We start from the raw sequence: 14195 nt of genomic DNA, 5'->3' as shown, positions 1-14195 counted from the left end.
CACGCCGGGGTCAGGAGGCGACCCGCTCGTCCGTGCCGGCCGGCGAGGACCGGCGCGGCAGGGGCGGGCGCGCCTGCCCGGCGAGCGTGCGCCACAGGAACTCCAGCGTCAGCGCCCAGACGAAGGCGCGCTGCTCGTTGTTCGCCGCCGCGCCGTGCCCGCCCTCGACGTTCTCGTAGTAGGACACCTCGTGGCCGTGCTCGCGCAGCCGGGCCGCCATCTTGCGGGCGTGCCCCGGATGCACCCGGTCGTCACGGGTCGAGGTGACGAGCAGGACCGGCGGGTACGACCGGTCGCCGTCGATGTTGTGGTACGGCGAGTACCGGCGCAGGAACTCCCAGTCGGCCGGCACGTCCGGGTCGCCGTACTCGGCCATCCACGAGGCGCCGGCCAGCAGCCGGTGGTAGCGCCGCATGTCCAGCACCGGCACGTGGGCGACGACCGCCCCGAACAGCGACGGGTGGCGGGTCAGCATCACCCCCGTCAGCAGGCCGCCGTTGCTGCCGCCCTCGACACCGAGCCGCTCCGGCGTGGTGATGCCGCGCGTCACCAGGTCGGCCGCCACCGCCGCGAAGTCCTCGTACGCCCGGGGCCGGTTCTCCCGCAGCGCGGCGCGGTGCCACGCGGGGCCGTACTCCCCGCCGCCCCGGATGTTCGCCACCACGTAGCTGCCGCCCCGGGCCAGCCAGCCCCGGCCGATGACCCCGCTGTAGCGCGGGGTCATCGGGATCTCGTAGCCGCCGTAGCCGGTGAGCAGCGTCGGCCCGGCGGGCGCGTGCGGGTCCCCGACCACGAAGTACGGCACCCGCGTGCCGTCGGCCGAGACGGCGAAGAACTGGCGTACCGCCAGGCCGTCCGCGTCGAAGGCCGCGGGCGCCCGCTTGAGCGTCTCGACCCCGCCGCCGACCTGCCCGAGCCGCAGCGTCGCCGGCTGGAGGAACCCCTCCGAGGCGAGCAGGTAGGCGTCGTCGTTGTCCGGGTCGGTGTCGACGACCTCGCTGTGGTCGAACTCGGGCACCCCGGGCAGGGGCTCCCGCCGCCAGCCCGCCGCGTCGGGCGTCAGCACCTCCAGCCGGCTCCGCACGTCGACGAGGGTGGCCAGGATCAGTCGGTCACGGGTCCAGGACCAGCCGCTGAGCGCCGTACGGTCGTCGGGGCGGAAGAGCACCGTCAGCTCCCGGTCGCCGGCGAGGAAGGCGTCGAACCGGGTCGCCAGCAGTGCTCCTGCGGGATGGGTCACCCCGCCGACCGTCCACGGCGAGCGCAGCCGGACCAGCAGCCACTCGCGGTGGACGTCCCACCCGGCGTCCTCCGGCACGGCGACGCCGACCCGCTCGCCGGTCGCGGTCAGCAGGAACCGCTCCGAGCGGTAGAAGTCCAGCCGGCGGCCCACGAAGTCGCGCTCGAAGCCGGGCGTCGGGTCGTGCCAGGCCCACACGGCGACGTCGTCGGCGTGGCCCTCGTGGACGATCTCGGCCTCGGACAGCGACGTGCCCCGCCGCCACCGCCGGACCATCCGGGGATAGCCGGAGGAGGTCAGCGTTCCCGGCCCGAAGTCGGTGGCGACGTAGATCTGGTCGGCGTCGATCCAGCCCACGGCGCTCTTCGCCTCGGGCAGCGTGAAGCCGTCCTCGACGAAGGCGCGGCGGTCGAGATCGAACTCCCGCACCACGACCGCGTCGCCCCCGCCCCGGGAGAGGCTGACCAGGCAGCGCCCGTAACCCGGCCGCAGCACCGTCGCCCCACCCCAGACCCAGTTCTCGCTTTCCTCGGCGGCCAGCGCGTCCAGGTCGAGCAGCACGTCCCACTCCGGCTCCGGCCGGCGGTACTGGTCGAGCGTCGTCCGCCGCCAGAGCCCACGCGGATGCGTCGCGTCGGTCCAGAAGTTGTAGTAGAGACGGTCCCCGCGCCACCCGGGTTGGGGGATGCGGTCCTCCGAGTCGAGCACCTGCCGGATCTCGGCCCGCAGGGTGGCGAACGCGTCGCCCGCCGTCAGGGTGGCCACGGTCTCCGCGTTGCGCTCCCGCACCCACCGGGCGGCGTCCGGGCCGTCGAGATCCTCCAGCCAGAGGTACGCGTCGTCGCTGTCGTCGGTCAGCCTCGCCACCCCGCCACTATGCCCGATGAGCGGCCCGGTCAGAACTGCTCGACCCAGTACGGGGAGAGGTCCATCCAGCCGTTGGCGGCGGCGCCGTGCCTCCGGCCGCTGCTGGCGGTGCTCAGGGTGTACCAGGCGTCCACGAAGTCCGGGTCGTCGGTGTACCAGGAGGTGGGCACGGCGTCCAGGATCGCGTTGACCAACGGGGTGTACGCGCCACCGTCCACGATCACCAGAAGGGCGCCCGCGATGGCCTTGACCAGGGCCGCGTAGTTGGTGTCCCCGTCGTCCTCCATCATGACCACGTCGGCCAGGTTGTACTTGTACGCCGAGAAGTGCACCAGCAGCTGGTTCGGCTGGTAGGTGGTGCCGTCGTGGTCCAGGTACGGCATCTGCACGAGGTCGACCTTGACCTTGCCGTCCAGCCCGAACCCGGCCACGAGGTTGTAGATCTCGGCGTCCCCCTTGATCCAGGGCTCCTCGTCGTCGTTCAGCCGGACGGCGTCGACCCGGGTGGCCCAGTAGCCGGCCGACGCGGTCACCCCGGAGTGGCGGGTCGCCGGACGCGCCGGAGCCGTCCCGCCGATGCCCCGCGCGCCCAGCTCCTGGCGCATCAGCGCCAGCCCCGCGGTGAGCGCCCGCTCGGTGTCCACGTCGACCACGAGCACCGGCCGCTGGGGCACCCGCGCGGCGTCCAGCACCACCGTGGCGCCGGAGCGGTCGTACGCGGTCACGCTCGTCGCCGAGTCGTCGGGCGGCGTGGCGGCCACCAGCGGCGCCTCGCCGCGGGCCAGTGCCGCGCGCATGTCCGGGTGGGCCAGCCGCAACCGCAACAGCGAACCGGTGCCGCCCGGCAGGCCCTTGGCGGCCAGCAGCCGGTGATTGGCGGCGCGGAGTTGGCCGAGGAGGCGGGCGTCGACGCCGGCGGCGAGCAGGTCGACCGGGCCACTCGCGGCGGAGACGCCCAACCGGGTCAGCTCGGACCGACCGGTGAGGGCCACCTGACGGGCCACGCCGTCGGTGATGGCGAACACCGGGCTGGCGACCGCCGGGGCCGGCGCGAGGTGGTCGGGCCGGGCGTACGCCGGGGTGGCGACCGCCCCGACCAGCGTGGCGGTCGCGATGCCGAGCGACAGGACGGCCCGGCGGAAGGTACGTCGGTTCACGTGGACTCCTCTGCGTCTCCCGGCCATCGGCTCGTGGCGGCGACCAAGCGATTGACGACTGTGACTACATAGGTATACGTCCATCGATAAGTCGTCAACGCCCATGACGCTCTTCCCCGGAGCCTCGTGCGCGGTTAACGCCCCCGCCCGCCGGGCCGCAAAAGGGTCAACGGCACCGAACCCCGCCCGGGTCGCCGCACGTCCGCGCTACGGGGCAGCTCGCCCGGTGCGCCGCGCCGGCATGGGCGCGGCCATCGCGGGTAGTACCCCAACATGAGGGCGAGTTTCCGGCTCGGCCGGATCGCGGGCGTACCGGTCGGGGTCAACTGGAGCGTCCTGGTCATCTTCGCGCTGATCGCCTGGGGGCTGTCGGCCAACCAGTTCCCCCGGGCCTACCCGGACCGGCCCGTCGCCGCGTACGTCCTGGCGGGGCTCGCGGCGGCGGTGGTCTTCTTCCTCGGCCTGCTCGCCCACGAGATCTCGCACGCGATCGTCGCCAAGCGCAACGGGCTGGAGGTCGGCGGGATCACCCTCTGGCTCTTCGGCGGGGTGGCCGAGCTGCGCGGCGAGGCGCGCGACCCGGGCGCGGAGCTGCGCATCGCCGGCGTCGGCCCGCTGGTGAGCCTGCTGATCGGGCTCTTCTTCGGCGCGATCGCGGTGGTGCTCGCCGTGGCCGGGGTGGAGGGGCTGCTGCTCGGCTCGCTGGCCTGGCTGGCCGGCATCAACGTGCTGCTGGCGGTCTTCAACGCCCTGCCCGCCGCCCCGCTGGACGGCGGGCGGCTGCTGCGCGCGGCGGTCTGGAAGGCGACCGGCGACCGGACGAAGGCGTCGGTCGTCGCCGCCCGGGCCGGCTGGGTGCTCGGCGCGGTGCTGATCGGGCTGGGGCTGTGGCAGTTCCTGGCCGGCGTCGGCTTCGGCGGGCTGTGGCTGGCCCTGATCGGCTGGTTCCTGATCGGCGCCGCCGGCATGGAGGAGCGGCAGGCCCGGATGGGCAGCGCGCTGGAGGGCGTCCGGGTGGCCGACGTGATGACGCCGCAGCCGCAGACCGCGTCGGGACAGATGACGGTGGGCGACTTCGTGGACCACTACCTCTTCGCGTACCGGCACACCGCGCTGCCGCTGACCGAGGACGACCGGCCCGTCGGCCTGGTCACCCTCGACCGGGTGCGGGGCATCCCGGCGGACCGCCGGGCCGGCACCACGCTGGCCGAGGTGGCCTGCCGCGCCGACGAGCTGGTGCTCGCCCGGCCGGACGAGCCGCTGAACGAGCTGCTCCCCCGGCTCAGCGAGTGCGCCGACGGCCGCGCCCTGGTGGTGACCGACGGCCGGCTGGTCGGGATCGTCTCGCCGAGCGACATCAGCCGGGCGGTGCAGCGCGGCAGCCTCCGCGAGCAGCTGGCCGGCGACCGGCGCTGACCGGCCGCCGGCCGCACGGCGGCCGGGTCCTCAGCAGCCCGCGCAGCCGCGCGCCGCTCCCCCCGGCGTCCGCCCGTCAGGACCGCGGGAGGTAGCGGTCGAGCAGGTCGGTGCGGAACGCGCCGGCCGGGTCGAGCCGGCATGCCAGGTCGACGAAGTCGGCGTACCGGGGCAGGGCCGCGGCGACCGCCGCCGGGGCGAGGCCGAACACCTTCCCCCAGTGCGGGCGCGGCGCGAACGGCGCGAGCCTCTCCTCCACCGCCGCCACCACCGGCAGCACCGCCGCCGCGTCGGCGGTCCAGGTGAAGTGGATGGCGAGGCTGTCCCGCCCGTGGTTCGGGCTGAGCCACAGCCCGTCGGCGGCCACCACCCGCAGCTCGCAGACCTGAAGCACCGGCGCGACCAGGTGCGCCACCGGGTCCAGCGCGGCCAGCGCCGCCGACGCCGAGGCGCGCGGCACGTGGTACTCCGACTGCAACTCCGCCCCGCTGCTGGGGGTGAACCCCAGCCGGAAGTGCGGCAGCCGTTCGTGCCACGGGCCCGGCTCGCCGAGCTGCGGGGTGCAGTTCTGCGCGGGCATGCCCGGCACCGGGTGCCGCGGCGTGTCGGCCGCCGTCGTGCCGAGCCAGTCCGCCGGCAGCGGGGCCGCGTCCGCGCGCTGCTTGACCCACACCTCCCGCAGCCGCGGCGACCGCCAGTCGGTGAAGACGCTGACGCTGTACGCCGACGCGAACGCCTCGTCCAGCGCCGCGCGGGACAGGCCGAGGCGGACGTGCTGGCGGATCTCGAAGGTCGGCACCACGTCCAGGGTGACCCGGGTGACGACGCCCAGCGCGCCCAGCGAGACGACCATCCCGGCGAAGGTGTCCCCGTCGGCCGCCCTGTCCACGGTCAGCAGGTCGCCGCCGGCGGTGACGAGTTCCAGCCCGGCGACCGCGCTGGCCAGGTTGCCGATCGTCTCCCCCGAGCCGTGGGTGCCGGTGGCGACCGCCCCGGCGACCGAGATGTGCGGCAGCGAGGCGAGGTTGGCCAGGGCGTACCCGCGCGCGTGCAGCCAGGCCGCGAGGTCCCCGTACCGCATGGCGGCCGGCACCGTGACGGCCCGGCGGTCCGGGTCGAGCGCGACGGTCGCGGGCAGCCCGGCCAGCGAGACCAGGTCGCCGGCGGTGTCGCCGAGGCGGTTGAACGAGTGCCCGGTGCCCACCACCCGGAGGCGGTCGCTGCCCGCCACCAGCCGGCGCAGCTCGTCGAGGGAGGAGGGGCGGTGGTGGCGGCGGGCGGCGTAGCGGACGTTGCCCGCCCAGTTGTGCCGCGGCCCGGCCCCGGCGCTGGTCACGGGGTGCGGTGGTGGTCGGCGGACCGGTCGGCGGCCGGGGCCCCACCGAGCGCGTCGACGAAACGGTCCCCGGCGTGCCGGGTCAGCGCCGCCGCCACCTCGACGGGCTTCTCCCGGACCCGCGCCAGGTCCAGCAGTTCCACCGCGGCCCGGCCGTCGACCGGGTGGCGCGCGTCGGCCGGCAGGTCGGCCAACGCGCCGGGCGCGGGGACCAGCAGCAGTCGCGGCGTCGACGGCAGCCCCTCCCGGGCGGGCGGCCGGGCCAGCGCCAGCGCCGCGACCTCCGCCCACGCGATCGTGCGGCGCAGCCCGGGGCGGCGGACGCTCAGGCCGTCGGCGCCGATGACGAACCGGAACGGGCGCAGCAGGCCGACCAGCACGCCCCCGCCCAGCAGCACGGCGCCGACGGCGACCAGCCGGCGCAGCAGCGCGTGCTCCCCCGGCAGCGCCAGCAGCACCCCGCCACCGATCACGCAGGCCAGGGGCAGCACCAACGCCCCCCGGTTGCGGTGCAGTTCCATGTCGTACCCCCGTTCGACACCGTGGTCGTCGGGACGCATCATCCGACGACCACCGGCGGGACGGAAACCGGTCGATCGGGCACGGTTACCGCGCCGCCGTCGGGGAACCCTACGCCGATGAGCAGCTACCGCGATCCCGCCCCGCGGGGCGACGTGTTCCCCTCCGAGGAGGAGATCGACCCCACCGGCGTCGGACCGGTGTCGTCGGGCGTGCCGCCGGTCGGGGCGTACCCGGCGGGCACCACGCCCGGTCCCAAGCCGGCGCCGCCGCCCACTCCCCCGCCGCGCCCGGTGCCCCATCCGGGGCCGGCGCCCCGGGCGGTCGCCGCCGGCGGCCGCGCCTGACCTCCGGCCCGACGGGTCCGCCGCCCCGCCGGACGGCGGACACCCCGCCGGCTCAGAGCTGGGGCCTCACCTCGGCGGCGACCAGCTCCAGGTGGTCGAGGTCGGCCAGGTCGAGCACCTGGAGGTAGAGCCGCTCGCTGCCGATCTCGGCGTACCGACCGATCTTGTCGACCACCTCGGCGGGCGTGCCCGCGAGGCCGTTCTCGCGCAGTTCGTCCGGTTCCCGGCCGATCGCGGCGGCCCGCCGGGCCACCTCGGCGTCGTCCCGCCCGCAGCAGAGCACCAGGGCGTTGGACCAGCGCAGCTCGCCCGGGTCCCGGCCTGCCTCCGCGCAGGCGGCGCGGACCCGCGCGAACTGGGCGGCGGTGTCCTCGACCGAGACGAACGGCATGTTGAACTCGTCGGCGTACCGGGCGGCCAGGCGGGGCGTGCGCCTCGTGCCCTTGCCGCCGAGCAGGATCGGCGGGCGCGGGTCCTGCACCGGCTTCGGCAGTGCCGGCGAGTCGCTGACCGGGTAGTACGTCCCGGCGAAGTCGAAGGTCCCGCCGGGCGGCGTCGCCCAGAGCCCGGTGACGACGGCGAGCTGCTCCTCCAGCCGGTCGAAGCGCTCCCCCAGCGGCGGGAAGGGAATCCCGTACGCGGTGTGCTCCTCGGCGTACCAGCCGGCGCCGATGCCCAGCTCGACCCGGCCGCCGCTCATCTGGTCGACCTGCGCGACGGTGATGGCCAGCGGGCCGGGCAGCCGGAAGGTGGCGGCGGTCATCAGCGTGCCCAGCCGGATCCGCCGGGTGTCCCGGGCCAGGCCGGCGAGGGTGGTCCACGCGTCGGTCGGACCGGGGTCGCCGCTCACCGCGCCCATCTTCAGGTAGTGGTCGGAGCGGAAGAAGGCGCCGTAGCCGGTTTCCTCCGCGCAGCGGGCCACGGCGAGCAGGTCGTCGTACGTCGCGCCCTGCTGGGGTTCGGTGAAGATCCGCAGTTCCATGCCCCGAGCATAGGGAGCGCGCCGGGCCGGCGCGCCGATCCGGTCCTTCCCCGGACGGCCGGGCCGGGCGAAGTGGCGGGCATCCGATAGCGGCGTCCCTGGCCCCCGGGCCGCGCGCCGGTCCAGAGTGGAGGCCGAGCGACGAGGCGAGGAGGAACCCATGGAGGACCAGCACCGGGACGGGCTGACGGGGGCGGTGGACGCGCTACTCCCGGAGGTGTCCCGCCGGGCCGGGGAGATCGAGGCGGCCCGGGGCCTGCCTGCCGATCTGCTCGACTCGCTGCGGGCGGCCGGCTGCTTCCGGATGTTCGTCCCCCGCAGCCACGGCGGGTACGAGGCGGATCTGCGCACCGGGCTGCGGGTGCTGGAGGCGCTGGCCCGGGCCGACGGCTCCACCGGGTGGACCGTGATGATCGGCGCCGAGACACCGCACCTGGTGGCGATGCTCTCCCGCGACCGGTTCGACAAGGTCTACGCCGACGGGCCGGACGTGGTCGTCGGGGGCGGGTTCGCCCCGCAGGGGCGCGCCGAGCCGGTCGACGGCGGCTTCCGGGTCACCGGCCGGTGGGCGTTCGCGAGCGGCGCCCGGCACGCCGACTGGATCTTCGGCAACTGCGTGCTGACCGGGGACGGCGAGCGGCTGCCCGGGCCGGCGGGGGCACCGCCGGCGGTGCGCTCCATGCTCTTCCCGGCCTCCCGGGTCACCGTGCACGACACCTGGCACGTGCTCGGCCTGCGCGGCACCGGCAGCCACGACATCGAGGTGGCGGACGCCTTCTGCCCCACCGAGGAGAGCTTCGACCTGTTCACCGGCGCGCCCTGCGTACCGGGGCCGGGCTTCGTGGCGCCGCTGGTCCACTTCGTCCTGCACCTCGGCGCGGTGGCGGTCGGCATCGCGCAGGGCGCGCTGGACGACATGGTCGCGCTGCTCGAGGGCGGTCGGCAGCGGCTCTACGCCCGGCAGTCGCTCGCCGACTCGCCGGCCTTCCGCCTCCAGCTCGGCCGCGCCGACCTGGACGTACGGGCGGCCCGGGCGCTGCTGCGGGACCTGGCCGACGAACTCTGGGCGGCCTGCGCCACCGACCCGGCGGCGATCCCCGCGCTGCACCCACGGATCTCCGCCGCGCTGCCCTGGGTGACCGAGCGGGCCGCCGCCGCGGTCGACACCTGCTACCGGGCGGCCGGCGGCGGGGCGGCCCGGGATTCCTCGCCGCTGCAGCGCCGGTTCCGCGACATCCACACGTTCAGTCAGCACGCCGCGGCGGCCGAGGGCTGGCTCGCCAACAACGGCGCGCGGGTGCTCGGCCGGCCGGTGGAACTGGCCTACTGACGGCGGGGCGAGGCAACGCGTGGGCGCGGCGGATGGGTGTCCCGGCCTCCGACCGGAGCCGGGGCACCCGTCCGCCGCCGATCGACGGATCAGCAGCGCTGCCGCTGCCCCGTGTGGTGCACGCCGACCCTGCCCACCACGGTCAGGTCGGTGCTCGCACCGCGGTGCACGTAGCACGAGTAGCGGTGCTTTTTGATCACCTCGAGGTGGATGTGCACCCCGCTCACCGTTGACCTGGTAGCAGCTGGACCAGCGGAATCAGACGTACGGGCGGGTGGCGTACGCCGCCCTCAGCGCGGCCAGCCCCGTCGACTTCGGCAACAGGGTGCCCCAGCCCGAGTTGAAGTAGTTGGTCCGCGCGATCCGTGGTCCCCGCTCGGCGTTGAGCTGGGCGATGGCGGCCGGCACGGTGGCGATCCAGGCCGCCTGGTCCGGCACCTCCGCCACCCGTACGCCCCACTCGGCGATGATCACCGGGCGGGAGAGGGCGACGGGGCCGAGGTCGGCCACCGCCCAGTCCTTCGTCCGGCGGAACCGGGCCAGCGCCGTGTGGGTGGGGCTGGTGGCGTAGGCGTTCCACTGGAGGAAGTCGAGCTTGGCCATCAGCGCCTCCGGGTGGGTGCGCTGGAAGCAGGCCCGGTCGAAGCCGCCCACCCCGACCGAGAACGTCGTGCCAGCGGGCAGTTGACGGGCCTTGAACCAGTTCACGATGTACGTCATCGCCTGCACCGCGCGGGCGTCCGACTGCGCCCACGGGTAGGTCACACCGGACTCGGTGGTGCCGAACTCGTGGTCGGTGTCCAGCTCGGAGGCGAGCTGGATGTTCACCCCGAAGCCCAGGGTCCGGTACTGGGACAGGGCGCGGGCGAACAGCCCGTCGCAGCGCCCGGCCAGGACCTGGCTGTAGCCGTACGCCCGGGGCCAGGTCGTGCCCGGGCGTTGCTGGATGGTCATCGCGGGCGCCGGGACGGTGTAGGTCACGCCGTCCACGGTGAAGGTCTGCGGCCCGGTGTCGGGCGCGCCGTAGTGCTTCAGCTCCAGCACCATGTTCATCTGCACCCCGGCCCTGCCGAGCGTGACGAGCCACGGCCGTTGGTAGCCGGGGAAGGTGTAGCCGTCGGCGAAGCTGCGGTACTGGGTCAGCGAGCGGAAGTTGCCGCCCGCCATGTCGGCCGTCGGGTCGGCGCCGCCGGAGAGGTAGTAGCCGCCCAGCACCGGCGGCGCGATCGTGTAGTCGGCGGTCGCGGTGGCGGTGCGCCCGCCGTTGTCGCGCACCGTGACGGTGACCCGGGGCATCACGCCACCGCCCGGTAGACGGCGACGGACCCGTTGTCCGACGCCTTGGTCCAGGTGCGGCCGGAGTCGTCGGTGACGGCGAGGGTGAGCGGGTCGATGACGGCGGTGACCCTGACCGGCGCGCTGCTGTTGCCCTGCGCGTCGGTCACCACGATCGTGACGGTCACCGGCTTGGTGTCGGCGTCGCCGTAGGTGACCGTCAGGACCATCTGGTCGCCGGGTGAGTAGGTGGAGGCGTTCAGGGAGGCGGTGGCGGTGGGAGCGGCCATTGCCGGCTCCTCTCGTGCTCGGGTGACCGGACCGACCGGCTCGTGGCCACGGTCGGTGCCGGTTGGGAGGATGGCTCGGGCGACGACCGGGTCGCCGGGCACGCGACGGCGTGGGCCCGGAACGGATCGTGGGTACGGCTCGCCGGCCGCGCTCGCCTCGGGGTTGCCGCGCGGCTCCGGTGGCTGCCGTGATGGGGACGTCGATGTCGTTGGCGGCGAGGCGGCTTCCGCCCGGGCACCCGGGACGGTGCCTGCCGGAGTGCGATCCACGCGGTGCGCGGACGGCCGGCGCTGCGCTACGCCGGGGCCGTCGCGGGGTCGGGCTCGGTGACGGCGGTGTCGGCGGGGACGGTGCTGTCTCCGCCGGGCCCTAGGAATGGGTTGTGGCCCGCCATCCGCACGCCTCTGACCTGCTACAACAGTGCGTCGCGAAGGCGTTCGGCGTCCTGTCCGTTATCGGACGGAACGTTCTTCGGGCATTACTTGCGGAATCTCTGGCGGTATGCCGGATGAGCGCTATTCGCCTCTCCGTTCGCCCGCCTCGGTGCCGACCGTTGCACGGGGCGGCGGCGGGCCCGGAGTCGGCCGTACAGTGTGCCGACCGTTCTAACGAGGAGGGGTTCCGTGACCCAGCCACCACCGGTGCCGGGCTCCCCGGGTTCCGGCGAGGCCCCCGGAAGCACCGACGGTGACGATCCCGGGAGCGCGACGCCCTACCTGCTCGTCATGCCGTCCACCGAGGGCGCGCCACCGCCGATGGTGTGGCCCGGGGCGGAGGGCGCCCCCGCCTGGGCGATCCCCGTCAGCATTCCGCCCGGGACACGCGGGTACGCGGTGTTCATCCCGCTGGTGCCGGCCGCCCCCACGGCGGCTCCGGTCGCCTCCGACCCGCCGGCCCCGGCCGCCCCCGCCGCCAGGCCGGCCGAGGCGACCGCCACGAGCATCCCGACGTCCGTCGTCGAGCCGGCGAAGAGCATCCCGACGCAGACCGCCAGGGTGGCGGCGGCGGACACCGCGGCACCGGCTGCCGCGCCGTCACCTGAGGCCGTCGGCCCGCCGCCGGAGGGCGCCGACGCCGCACCGACCGCCCCCGCTGCGTCCACCACGAACGAGCCCACCAGCGGGGCGGCGCCCGCCACCGGAACGCCCGCGACCGCCACGCCGGCCGCCGCAGGAGCACCGGCCGCCACTGGAGCGGGCACCGACGCATCCACCGCCGGCCGGCCGGGAACCGCCGTCCAGCAGCCCGCCGCCGCGCCGCTGCCGGCGCCGTACCGGATCGGGGTGCCGTCCGGCGCGCCGGCGCCGTACCGCGGCTACCAGCCGATCCCGCGCCCGCCGTCGTTCCTCGACACGCGCTGGCCGGGGCCGGCGCCCGCCCGGGACCGGGCCGTACCGGCCGCGATCCTCGCCGGAGCGCTGGGGCTGGCGTTCTTCGTGCCGCTCACCCGCACCGGCATCGGCTGGTTCCTCGGCTGGCTCGTCCTGACCGTCGCGGTGGTCCTCGCGGTCCGCCGGACGGGCGCGGAACTGCCGCGCGCCGACCGGCGGATCCGCGCCGGCTGGGCGGTGGCGGCCTTGGCGCTGCTGTCGGTCCTGGCCTTCCGCAACGCCTGGTGGCTGGTGACGTTCTGCGTGCTCGGCGCGCTCGCCTGCGCGACCCTCGCGATCGTGGGCGGCCGGCTCGTCCGCTCGATCCTGTTCAGCCTGGTGGCGGCGCCGTTCGCGGCGTTGCGAGGGCTGCCGTGGGTGCGTGGGCACCTGCACGCCCCGGCGAACCCGGGTCTGGTCCGCCGCGTCGTCGGGTCGGCCGCGGCCACCCTGGCCGCGCTGGTCGTCTTCGGCGCGCTCCTGTCCTCGGCCGACGGCGCTTTCTCCGTGGTGCTCGGCGAGATGATTCCCGAGGTCAACGTCGGCACGGTGTTCCGCTGGATCCTCCTCGCCGCCGTGGGCGGCCTCTGCGCCGTCGCCGCCGTCTACACGTTGGCCGCCCCGCCCGACCTGTCGACGGTGGACCGGCCCGGTACGCGCCGCTTCGGCCTCGTGGAGTGGGCTCCCGCCATCAGCGCCCTGACGCTGCTGTTCGGCGGCTTCGTGGCCGTGCAGTTCACCGTCCTGTTCGGCGGGCAGCGGCACGTGCTGCGCACCGCCGGCCTCAGCTACGCCGAGTACGCGCGCAGCGGGTTCTGGCAGCTCGTCGTCGTCACCCTGCTGACGCTGGCGGTACTCGGCGGGGTGGCCCGCTGGGCGCGGCGGGACCGGCCCGTCGAGCGCCACCTGCTGCGGGTCCTGCTGGGCCTGCTCAGCGTGCTCAGCTTCGTCATCGTGGTGTCGGCGCTGTCCCGGATGTACACGTACCAGAAGGCCTACAGCTTCACCGGCGAGCGGCTCTTCGTGATGGCGTTCGAACTGCTGCTCGGCACCGTGTTCCTGATGATCCTGGTGGCCGGGCTCCGCTGGCGCGGGGCCTGGATCCCCGGCACGACGGTGGCGCTCGCCGTGGTGATGCTGCTGGGCCTGGCCGTGCTCAACCCGGAGGACTACGCCGCCCGCCGCAACATCGCCCGGTACGAGCAGACGGGGAAGATCGACGCCTGGTACCTGCGGGCGCTCTCGGCCGACGCGACGCCCGCCCTGGCCGGCCTGCCCGACCCGGTGCGCCGCTGCACGCTGAGCTGGATCGCCGACGACCTCGACGAGCCGGACCCCTGGCACGCCTGGAACCTCGGCCGGGTCCGGGCCCGCGCGGCGCTCGACCGGGCCGGGCCGGGCGCCGTCGGCGGCCCGCGTGACTGCAGGGCCGCCGACCAGTTCGACCTGCCCAAGCGCCGCCGGTGACGGGCCCGCCGTCCCCGGGTCGACCGGGGACGGCGGGGTCGGTCAGTCGAGGTGGTCGGCCGGCGTGGTCTGGAGCAGCCAGGCCAGCGGCATCCTGGCCCGTTCCTCGTACGCGCCCCGCCCGCCCAGTTGGTGGAGTGTGACGGTCTGCCCGCTGTCGCGGTCCACCACCCAGTAGCGGGGGATGCCGGCAGCCGCGTACTCCCGCGCCTTCGTCACCGAGTCCATGGCCTCCGACCCCGGCGAGACGATCTCGATCACCAACGCGACGTCGGCCGCGGCGGACCAGACCGCCCGTGGCGGCGGCTTACGCCAGACCGTCAGATCCGGGATCCGGCCGCCGTCGCCATCCGGCCCGGGAATGCGGATGCCGGCGGCCTGAAGGACCTGCTCGGCGGGCCAGCCGGCCATGATGAGCCAGGCGAAGAGGCGACTGGCGATCACGGCGTGCTCCGAGTCGGGGGGCGGCATGACGGACAGGACCCGCTCGGGGCTCGTCTCGTAGCGATGGCCGTTCGGGTCGGCGGCGTTCATCGCCGCGACATCGTTGAGCGTCACGACGGCGGGCATGTGCATGCCGACGGCCTCAGCGCTCATT

At 75.2% G+C, this 14195-nt stretch carries 13 protein-coding genes; 4 read left to right on the top strand and 9 right to left on the bottom strand.

Annotated elements, in window-relative coordinates; translation table 11 throughout:
* Positions 1-10: 10 nt before the first annotated feature.
* Positions 11-2107 (bottom strand): prolyl oligopeptidase family serine peptidase, encoded by a 2097-nt coding sequence (locus tag AB0883_RS15375; RefSeq protein WP_366641817.1) that lies wholly within the window; start codon positions 2105-2107, stop codon positions 11-13.
* Between the two features lie 29 nt (positions 2108-2136).
* On the bottom strand, positions 2137-3264 hold the full coding sequence (locus AB0883_RS15370) for a DUF3103 family protein (protein ID WP_366641816.1): 1128 nt from the start codon (positions 3262-3264) through the stop codon (positions 2137-2139).
* 273 nt (positions 3265-3537) lie between these two features.
* On the opposite strand from AB0883_RS15370, the gene AB0883_RS15365 reads away from it, so the two are divergent.
* The gene (locus tag AB0883_RS15365) at positions 3538-4680 is read left to right on the top strand and encodes a site-2 protease family protein (protein WP_366641815.1); all 1143 of its coding nucleotides are present in this window, start codon (positions 3538-3540) and stop codon (positions 4678-4680) included.
* Between the two features lie 76 nt (positions 4681-4756).
* Here the strand turns inward: AB0883_RS15365 and AB0883_RS15360 are convergent, their stop codons facing one another.
* On the bottom strand, positions 4757-6016 hold the full coding sequence (locus AB0883_RS15360) for an FAD-binding protein (RefSeq protein WP_366641814.1): 1260 nt from the start codon (positions 6014-6016) through the stop codon (positions 4757-4759).
* Positions 6013-6579, bottom strand: a complete 567-nt coding sequence (locus AB0883_RS15355; protein ID WP_366641813.1) for a hypothetical protein — start codon at positions 6577-6579, stop codon at positions 6013-6015. Before AB0883_RS15355 ends, AB0883_RS15360 begins: the two co-directional genes overlap by 4 nt.
* Before the next feature lie 75 nt (positions 6580-6654).
* Here AB0883_RS15355 and AB0883_RS15350 point away from each other — a divergent pair, with 75 nt between their 5' ends.
* Complete coding sequence (locus AB0883_RS15350) at positions 6655-6882, top strand: hypothetical protein (RefSeq protein ID WP_366641812.1); 228 nt, start codon at positions 6655-6657, stop codon at positions 6880-6882.
* A gap of 52 nt (positions 6883-6934) precedes the next feature.
* Here AB0883_RS15350 and AB0883_RS15345 read toward each other — a convergent pair whose 3' ends face one another.
* Positions 6935-7864 carry an LLM class F420-dependent oxidoreductase gene (locus AB0883_RS15345; RefSeq protein ID WP_366641811.1) on the bottom strand — a complete coding sequence of 310 codons (930 nt, stop codon included), beginning with the start codon at positions 7862-7864 and terminating at the stop codon, positions 6935-6937.
* Positions 7865-8024: 160 nt separating this feature from the next.
* On the opposite strand from AB0883_RS15345, the gene AB0883_RS15340 reads away from it, so the two are divergent.
* On the top strand, positions 8025-9194 hold the full coding sequence (locus tag AB0883_RS15340; RefSeq protein ID WP_366641810.1) for an acyl-CoA dehydrogenase family protein: 1170 nt from the start codon (positions 8025-8027) through the stop codon (positions 9192-9194).
* 89 nt (positions 9195-9283) lie between these two features.
* Here the strand turns inward: AB0883_RS15340 and AB0883_RS15335 are convergent, their stop codons facing one another.
* Genes AB0883_RS15335 through AB0883_RS15325 form a run of 3 tightly spaced genes read right to left on the bottom strand, consistent with a single transcriptional unit; the run spans position 9284 to position 10759 of the window.
* Positions 9284-9421 carry a hypothetical protein gene (locus tag AB0883_RS15335; protein WP_366641809.1) on the bottom strand — a complete coding sequence of 46 codons (138 nt, stop codon included), beginning with the start codon at positions 9419-9421 and terminating at the stop codon, positions 9284-9286.
* Between the two features lie 31 nt (positions 9422-9452).
* The gene (locus AB0883_RS15330; protein ID WP_366641808.1) at positions 9453-10490 is read right to left on the bottom strand and encodes a hypothetical protein; all 1038 of its coding nucleotides are present in this window, start codon (positions 10488-10490) and stop codon (positions 9453-9455) included.
* Complete coding sequence (locus AB0883_RS15325) at positions 10490-10759, bottom strand: hypothetical protein (protein ID WP_366641807.1); 270 nt, start codon at positions 10757-10759, stop codon at positions 10490-10492. Before AB0883_RS15325 ends, AB0883_RS15330 begins: the two co-directional genes overlap by 1 nt.
* Positions 10760-11383: 624 nt before the next feature.
* Between AB0883_RS15325 and AB0883_RS15320 the strand changes: the two genes are divergently transcribed.
* Positions 11384-13597 (top strand): DUF4173 domain-containing protein, encoded by a 2214-nt coding sequence (locus AB0883_RS15320; RefSeq protein WP_366641806.1) that lies wholly within the window; start codon positions 11384-11386, stop codon positions 13595-13597.
* A gap of 42 nt (positions 13598-13639) precedes the next feature.
* Here the strand turns inward: AB0883_RS15320 and AB0883_RS15315 are convergent, their stop codons facing one another.
* Positions 13640-14194, bottom strand: a complete 555-nt coding sequence (locus tag AB0883_RS15315; RefSeq protein WP_366641805.1) for a Uma2 family endonuclease — start codon at positions 14192-14194, stop codon at positions 13640-13642.
* Position 14195 lies beyond the last annotated feature (1 nt).

Source organism: Micromonospora sp. NPDC047812, from assembly GCF_040704175.1.
GTDB lineage: Bacteria > Actinomycetota > Actinomycetes > Mycobacteriales > Micromonosporaceae > Micromonospora.
This window is presented reverse-complemented; position numbering and strand designations above follow the sequence as displayed.